At 65.8% G+C, this 6,757-nt stretch carries 6 protein-coding genes and 2 pseudogenes; 7 read left to right on the top strand and 1 reads right to left on the bottom strand.

Annotation, left to right across the window (positions count from 1 at the left end; translation table 11 throughout):
* The 5 genes and pseudogenes from AC5RUJ_RS08650 to AC5RUJ_RS08670 form a co-directional block, all read left to right on the top strand.
* Nucleotides 1–297 (top strand): annotated as a pseudogene (locus AC5RUJ_RS08650) (pyruvate dehydrogenase); the annotation flags it as partial.
* A 118-nt stretch (nucleotides 298–415) separates the two neighbouring features.
* A complete protein-coding gene (locus tag AC5RUJ_RS08655) occupies nucleotides 416–1,390 on the top strand; it encodes an alpha-ketoacid dehydrogenase subunit beta (protein WP_494128774.1) in 975 nt (324 codons plus the stop codon).
* Nucleotides 1,383–1,715 (top strand): biotin/lipoyl-containing protein, encoded by a 333-nt coding sequence (locus AC5RUJ_RS08660; protein ID WP_494000078.1) that lies wholly within the window; start codon nucleotides 1,383–1,385, stop codon nucleotides 1,713–1,715. Before AC5RUJ_RS08655 ends, AC5RUJ_RS08660 begins: the two co-directional genes overlap by 8 nt.
* A 2-nt stretch (nucleotides 1,716–1,717) precedes the next feature.
* On the top strand, nucleotides 1,718–2,524 hold the full coding sequence (locus AC5RUJ_RS08665; RefSeq protein WP_494128760.1) for an alpha/beta fold hydrolase: 807 nt from the start codon (nucleotides 1,718–1,720) through the stop codon (nucleotides 2,522–2,524).
* 87 nt (nucleotides 2,525–2,611) lie between these two features.
* Nucleotides 2,612–3,619, top strand: a complete 1,008-nt coding sequence (locus AC5RUJ_RS08670; protein ID WP_494128761.1) for a serine/threonine-protein kinase — start codon at nucleotides 2,612–2,614, stop codon at nucleotides 3,617–3,619.
* Nucleotides 3,620–3,707: 88 nt separating this feature from the next.
* On the opposite strand, the gene AC5RUJ_RS08675 is transcribed toward AC5RUJ_RS08670, so the two are convergent.
* Nucleotides 3,708–4,646 (bottom strand): zinc-binding dehydrogenase, encoded by a 939-nt coding sequence (locus AC5RUJ_RS08675; RefSeq protein ID WP_494049767.1) that lies wholly within the window; start codon nucleotides 4,644–4,646, stop codon nucleotides 3,708–3,710.
* A gap of 331 nt (nucleotides 4,647–4,977) precedes the next feature.
* Here AC5RUJ_RS08675 and AC5RUJ_RS08680 point away from each other — a divergent pair, with 331 nt between their 5' ends.
* Complete coding sequence (locus tag AC5RUJ_RS08680; protein WP_494128775.1) at nucleotides 4,978–6,450, top strand: fumarylacetoacetate hydrolase family protein; 1,473 nt, start codon at nucleotides 4,978–4,980, stop codon at nucleotides 6,448–6,450.
* Nucleotides 6,426–6,740, top strand: a pseudogene (locus AC5RUJ_RS08685) (GntR family transcriptional regulator); the annotation flags it as partial. The gene AC5RUJ_RS08680 and the pseudogene AC5RUJ_RS08685, both read left to right, overlap by 25 nt.
* Between the last annotated feature and the right edge of the window lie 17 nt (nucleotides 6,741–6,757).

Genomic DNA, 6,757 nt, shown 5'->3' on the forward strand with positions numbered 1-6,757 from the left:
CACTCCACCAGCGACGACCCCGGCCGCTACCGCACCCTGGCCGAGGAACGCGCCGACGGCGGCGAGGATCCGCTGCTGCGTATGCGGGCCCGGCTGGAAGCCGACGGCATCGCCGGCGAGGACTTCTTCGCCGAGGTGCTCGCGGCCGCCAAGGCGGAAGAAGAACAGATCCGGGAAGGCGTGGCGGCACTTGGTTCCCGTCCCGGCACGGAGATGTTCGATTTCGTCTACCAGGAACCCACACACGCGCTGAAGGCCCAGGCACGCGCCTGGCGGGAGGAGTCCGAGCATGTCTGAGCACAAGACCCTGAGCGACCTTGAAGCCGCCTTCGACAACACCACAGAAACCAGCGCCCAGCAGGAATCCGCGGACGTGGTGGAACCCGGCCACGTCACCGCCGTCGAACAGCTCTCCATGCAGCAGGCACTGAACCGCGCGCTGGCAGAGGTGCTGGAGGACAACCCCAAGGCACTGGTTTTGGGCGAGGACGTCGGACAGCTCGGCGGCGTCTTCCGCATCACCGATGGCCTGCAAAAGACGTTCGGCGAAGCTCGGGTTTTCGACACCCCGCTGGCCGAATCCGGCATTCTCGGCATGTCGGTGGGCCTGGCCATGGCCGGCTACCACCCGATCCCCGAGGTGCAGTTCGACGGGTTCGCCTACCCGGCGATCAACCAGATTGTCTGCCAGGTGGGCCGAATGAACTACCGCAGCCGCGGCACCATGCCGATGCCCATCACGCTGCGGGTACCCAGCTTCGGCGGCATCCGCGCTCCCGAACACCACGGCGAGTCGCTGGAATCGCTGTTCGCCCACGTACCCGGCCTGAAGGTGGTCTCCCCGTCCAGCCCGAATGAGGCGTACCACCTGCTCAAGCACGCGGCCACGCGGCCCGACCCGGTGATCTTCATGGAGCCGAAGTCCCGCTATTGGCAGAAGGGGCCGGTGGACACCTCCCCCGAGCCGGACGGCTACTCCCCCGAAGGCTCGCGGATCGTCCGCGAAGGCAAGCACCTGACCCTGGTGGCCTGGGGCGCCATGGTGGCCCGCTGCCTGCAGGTCGCCGAGCTCGCCGCCGAGGACGGCATTGAGATCGAGGTGCTGGACCTGCGCTGGCTGAAGCCAATCGATGCCGAAGGACTGGCCGCTTCCGTGGCCAAGACGCGCCGCGCCGTCGTCGTGCACGAGGCACCGCTGACCTCCGGCCTGGGTGCGGAAGTGGCCGCGCTGATTACCGAGCGCTGCTTCAACACCCTGCGGGCACCTGTTGAGCGCGTGACCGGATTCGACGTACCGTACCCTTCGGGAGACCTGGAAGACGAGTACGTACCCAACATTGACCGCATCCTGTTCGGGATCCAGCGAGTATTGGAGTATCGCCGTGGCTGAAATTACGTTCCCCCTGCCGGATCTTGGTGAGGGCCTGATCGAGGCAACCGTGCTGGAATGGCTCGTCTCCGAGGGCGAGCAGGTCGAGCGCAACCACCCGCTGGTCGAGGTGGAGACCACCAAGTCCGCCGTTGAACTGCCCTCCCCGCAGGCGGGCAAAGTGGTGAAAATCCATGGGGAACCCGGCGACATCATCAAGGTGGGCGAACCGTTGATCGTTTTCGAGGTTCCCGATGACACCGCCGGTATTGTGGGCACCGTACCGAAGGAAGAAGCGCCCAAGCGCCGCGTCCGCCTGACGGCGGCGCTCGACGACGAGGACTGAGCATGGGAAACACCCCGCAGCACACCGTTGAAGGCCTCGATCCGCGCCTGCACGTCCAGGTGCACGAGGCCGCCGAAGGGACCGATGGCCCGCGCCGCCCGGTGATCCTGCTGCACGGTTTCGCTTCCTCCAGCAAACTCAACTGGGAGGACGCCGGTTGGATTACGGCGCTGACCCAGGCCGGCCGGCGCGTGGTCACGGTGGACCTTCCCGGCCACGGCGAAAGCGCCGCTCCCGAAGAAATGGATGCCTACGCCCCCAGCCGGATCCGCGCCGACCTGCTGCAGTTGGTCCAGGACGCCAAGGTCCGTCCACTGAAAGAGAACGACGCCGACACCGGGGTTGACCTGATCGGCTACTCCCTGGGAGCGCGGCTGGCGTGGGAGTTCGGCGCCACCCAGCCGGAACTCGTCCGGCGGATGGTGCTCGGCGGACCCGGCAGCAGCGACCCGTTGGCGGACTTCGACCTGCGTGCCGCCCAGCGCTTCCTCGCGGACGGGACGCCCATTGAGGACGTCAACACCGCCGAGCTTTTGCGGATGGCCAAGCTGGTGCCGTCGAACGACATCTTCGCGCTGATGACCATGATCGAGGCGATCAAGACCGAACCCTTCGTCCCGACCGAGGCCGTGCCGAGGATGCCGGTGCTCCTGGTCGCCGGCGACAAGGACGACCTGGCCGCCACGGCACCGGAGCTGGCTGCGCTCTCCGACGCGGCGGAGCTGATGTGGCTGCCCGCACGTACGCATGCCAATGCCGTGACCTCCCGGGCGTTCAAGACCGCCGCCATCGAATTCCTCGCTGGTTAACCGTTCGCGCATTTTTCGGTGCCGCCAACGGCGCTTTTGGTCGGTACAATTCTCGATGAAAGTAAATTCCTGGGGCGTGGAGGCTTGATGGAGGTATTCCTGGGCGGGCGCTACAGGACACGGGAGCTTATAGGCACCGGCGGGGCAGCGTCCGTGTACCGGGCCGTGGACGAATCTTTGGGCCGCGACGTGGCGGTCAAGATGTTTGCACCGACGACGCCGGACGATGACGAGTACCGGCGGCAGCACACCGAAACCCTGCTGCTGGCCACGCTGAACCACCCCGGTTTGGTGACCTTGCTGGATGCCGGACTGCACACAGCCGACGATGGCGCGACCACCAGTTACCTGGTGATGGAACTGATTGAAGGGTCCGACCTGCGGCGGCGGCTGAAAGGCGGGCCTCTCTCCGAGGTGGAGACCGCGCAGATCGGGGCAGATTTGGCCGACGCGCTCAACTACATCCACAGTCAGGGTGTCGTGCACCGGGACGTGAAGCCGGCCAATATTCTGCTGGCCAACGGCCACACAGAAGATACGCGGCACCACCCCAAGCTCACCGACTTCGGCATCGCCCGGATGGTCGAAGCCACCATGGCCACCGCCCAGGGTGCGACCATCGGCTCCGCGAACTACCTCAGCCCCGAACAGGCCTTGGGCAACCCCGTCACCGCGGCCAGTGACGTATACTCGCTGGCGCTGGTTTTGCTCGAATGCCTTACCTGCGAAAAGGCATTCTCCGGCACACCGATGGAAGCGGCCCTTGCCCGGCTCTTGCGCGACCCCGAGATTCCGGACGCCCTCCCCGCCGAGTGGGCGGACCTGCTGACCCGGATGACCCGCCGTGACCCGGAGGCTCGTCCGACCGCGCACGAAGTGGCCTTGAGTCTGCGAAACCTGGCGGAGGCGCCGCTACCCGAGCAGATCGTAGCGACGGCCCCCGTGTTGTCATCCCCTGCGTTGGCGTCGCCTGCGCTGTTGACCGGCACGACCGGATCGCACACGGCCGGGGCGATCGAAGAGCGTACCGGCGGGCACATCACGGGGAACGTGGCTATCCCCGCACCCCCGAACCGCGCACCCAGCGTGGGTTAAACCAGGCATTGAACGCAACACAAGGCACCTCCAACTGGGGCTGGAGGTGCCTTGTGTTGCGTGTCCAGGAACCGCGGACTTCGCTGGATCAGTCGATCAAAGCGACCAGCCGGCCAATAACCTCGCCGCGAGCCAACTTGCCGATGCCTTCTCCGATTTCGTCGAAGGAAATCTGGCTGATGTGGGCCGACAGTTTTCCATCTGCCATCAGCTGAAGCACGTCGGCGCAGTCCTGCAGCGTTCCTGCCTGGGAACCGACCAGCTCGACTTCGTTCAGCGTGAGCTGCTGGAGGTTGATGGTGCCTTCGCTCCGTCCGAGCCCCACTTGGACGACGCGGCCACCGCGACGAACGATGTCGACGGCACCGGCGGTTGTAGTGCCGAAGCCTGCAAAGTCGACTACCAGGTCCAGTTCCTTGTCGGCAAAATCCCGAATATCCTTGGCTACCGCTGTGGCACCAATCTCTAGGGCCATCGGGTGCACCTTCTCATTGACTTCGGCCACGTAAAGTTCTGCGCCGTTGGCTATCGCCGTCTGCGCTCCGAGTGATCCCAGACCACCCAGGCCGATAACCCCGACCTTCATCCCGGGCTTGAGCCTGCCCTGGACCATCATGGCGTGGTAGGAGGTCATACCGGCATCCGTCGCGGCCGCCGCCTGATCAAACGGGACGCCGTCGGGCAACGGTGCCACCAACCGTGCCGGGGCCTTCACCTTTTCTGCGAAGCCCCCGTCAAGCGAGGTGCCGGGTCCTTCGATCGCGGCGGGAATGACGGCTCGGTCCCCCACCGAGAAGGTCGTGACATCCGCACCGACCGCTGAGACGATACCAGCGATCTCATGGCCGAGCGTGATAGGCCGGAACGGAAGCAGCGATGTCAGGGTGCCATCAATGAACCCAACATCGCTGTGGCACAGCCCGGCGGCCTTGATGTCCAGGACCACTTCATCCGCGGCAGGTTCCGGTGCGGCAACTTCATTGAGCGAGAGAGGTGCGTCGATTTCTGTAAACTGCCAAGCCTTCATTACACAATCACTTCCTTGAGCGGTACACACGTAAGTCCATGCATATGCATTCACTCTAGGCGGTTTCCCGGGAGATGCATAAATGCGAACGTTGACTCGCCCTTACAACACCTTGGAAGCGGGTTGGCATTTCCTTACGGGTAACTGCTCCCACCGTGACCTACGCAGACAGGCACGTAGCACATCGCGTTCGGCCGACCGACCGTTCAAGAAAAGGTCCGCCATGTTCTTGACGTGGCCCTCACCACAGGCCATGATGGATCATATACGATTTCGTACTTCACAGGAGGATGCTTTGTCCGAAGCCAACGTCACCCAGTCCGCGGGCACGCTGCAAACGGTGGATACCCAGATCCTGGAGGACGCCGGCAAGGTGCTGGCCGTACACCTGTCCTACAACTCCCGGGCCGCGCAGCGCGGACGGGTTCCGGCGCACCCCTCCTACTTCATGAAGGCCTCCTCCTCGCTGGCCCTCTCGGGCGGCACCGTGGAGCGCCCCGCGGGCACCGAGCTGCTGGCCTTCGAGGGCGAGATTGCCCTGATCATCGGCAAACCTGCCCGCCGCATCAGCATCGAAGAGGCCTGGGACCATGTGGGCCACGTGACCGCCAGCAACGACCTGGGCGTCTACGACATCAAGTACGCCGACAAGGGCTCCAACGTCCGCTCCAAGTCCGGCGACGGCTTCACCCCGATCGGCCCGGCCCTGCTGCCCGCGGCGTCGGTCAACCCGGACGCCCTCCGGATCCGCACCTGGGTCAACGGCGAGGTCGTCCAGGACGACACCACCGCGGGCCTGATCTTCTCCTTCGCCCGGATCGTCGCCGACCTGTCGCAGCTGATGACGCTGCATCCGGGGGACATCATCCTTACGGGAACGCCGGCCGGCTCCTCCGTGATCGTGCCGGGCGACGTCGTCGAGGTCGAGGTCTCCGACGAAGCCGCAGGGCTGAGCACCGGCCGCCTGTCGACCACCGTCACCCAGGGCGAGGCGGAATTCGCGTCCTTCGGCAACACTCCCAAGATCACCGACTCCGACCGGATCGATGCCTTCGGCAGCGAGGAAGCGGCCGGGCTGGCGCCGGCAATCACCGGCAAGTCCGCGCTGACCGAGGACGTCAAGGCCAAGCTGCTGTCGGTCGCCACCGCCACCATCTCCGGCGCGCTGCGGAAGCGCGGACTGAACAACGTCAGCGTCGACGGCCTGTTGGCCACCAAGCCGGGCCAGAAGGTCATCGGCACCGCCCGTACCCTGCGCTACGTGCCCAACCGCGAGGACCTGTTCAAGTCGCACGGCGGCGGTTACAACGCGCAGAAGCGCATCATCGACGCGCTCGGTCCGGGCGAGATCCTGGTCATGGAGGCCCGCGGCGAGAAGGGCTCCGGAACCCTCGGGGACATCCTCGCCCTGCGCTCCCAGGTACGCGGCGCAGAGGCCATCATTACCGACGGCGGGGTCCGCGACCTTTCCGAGGTGGCGGCGCTGGACATCCCGACGTTCTACAACGGTGCCCACCCGGCGGTGCTGGGACGCAAGCACGTGCCGTGGGACACCGACGTGACGGTCGCCTGCGGCGGCACCACCATCCAGCCCGGCGACATCATCGTGGCCGACGACAACGGCATCCTGGTGATCCCGCCGGCCCTGGCCGCCGAGATCGCGGACGAGGTCGTCGAACAGGAACGCCAGGACAGCTTCGTCTTCGAGATGGTCAAGGAGGGCCACAAGATCGAGGGCCTGTTCCCGATGAACGCCGAATGGCGCGCCCGCTACGAGGCATGGGTCGCGGAGCAGCCGAAGTGACGACCCTGGCCCCCAGCAAGTCGGAACAGGCCTACGAGCTGCTGCACGAGCGGATCGCCAAGGGCGAGCTGGTGCCCGGCTACCGGCTGGTCCTCGGGACCATCGCCGCGGAGCTTGGCTGCAGCACCGTTCCGGTGCGCGAGGCAATCCGCCGGCTGGAGGCCGAGGGCCTGGTGACGTTCGAGCGCAACATCGGGGCGACGGTCGCGGCCGTCGACGCCGAGTTGTACCTGCACACCATGCAGACGCTAGCCGTGATCGAGGGCGCGGCGACGGCCCTGGCCGCGCCCCCATAACGAAAAAGCAC

This window comes from Arthrobacter sp. Y3223164, assembly GCF_059091005.1.

Excerpts from the sequence above, each read along its gene's own strand:
- AC5RUJ_RS08675 (WP_494049767.1), bottom strand. The coding sequence starts at position 4,646 with ATGAAGGCTTGGCAGTTTACAGAAATCGACGCACCTCTCTCGCTCAAT.
- AC5RUJ_RS08665 (WP_494128760.1), top strand. The coding sequence starts at position 1,718 with ATGGGAAACACCCCGCAGCACACCGTTGAAGGCCTCGATCCGCGCCTG.
- AC5RUJ_RS08655 (WP_494128774.1), top strand. The coding sequence starts at position 416 with ATGCAGCAGGCACTGAACCGCGCGCTGGCAGAGGTGCTGGAGGACAAC.
- AC5RUJ_RS08670 (WP_494128761.1), top strand. The coding sequence starts at position 2,612 with ATGGAGGTATTCCTGGGCGGGCGCTACAGGACACGGGAGCTTATAGGC.